This window comes from Mariniradius sediminis (assembly GCF_021491425.1).
In the GTDB taxonomy this organism is placed as follows: Bacteria; Bacteroidota; Bacteroidia; order Cytophagales; family Cyclobacteriaceae; genus Mariniradius; species Mariniradius saccharolyticus.
Genome location: NZ_JAKEVZ010000055.1, coordinates 1 through 446, shown reverse-complemented (window position 1 = coordinate 446; position 446 = coordinate 1). Strand labels below are relative to the sequence as shown.

The 446-nt window shown below is 53.4% G+C and carries 1 protein-coding gene; it reads left to right on the top strand.

Annotated elements, in window-relative coordinates; translation table 11 throughout:
- Nucleotides 1-446 (top strand): CLIPPER-2 domain-containing protein (locus L0U89_RS20265; RefSeq protein ID WP_439651580.1); only part of this gene is annotated, 446 nt, incomplete at both ends.

Here is a 446-nt window from a genome sequence, read left to right as displayed (position 1 = left end):
TCGGTGGCTGAAAGCAGCTTCGACGCAGTGGGAGACGTGTTGAATTATACTATTGTCGTCACCAACACGGGCAATACAACACTTTCCAACGTCGTGGTTGTCGATCCGCTGACAGGGCTCAACCAGACCATCGCTTCGCTCGCTCCAACGGCTTCGCAAAGCTTCAACACGTCATATACAGCGACCCAGGCAGATATAGATGCCGGATCGGTGGCCAATACAGCTTCGGCTTCAAGCGGTTCTGTAAGTGTTTCCGACCAGGTAACCATCAACGCGGTACAGTCCCCTGCCCTGTTCATCGACAAGTCCGTGGCTGAAAGCAGTTACGATGCGGTGGGCGATGTCCTGAACTACACCGTTACCGTCACCAACACGGGCAATGTAACCCTGTCGAATGTTGTCGTGGTTGATCCTTTGACAGGATTGAACCAGACCATCGCTTCGCT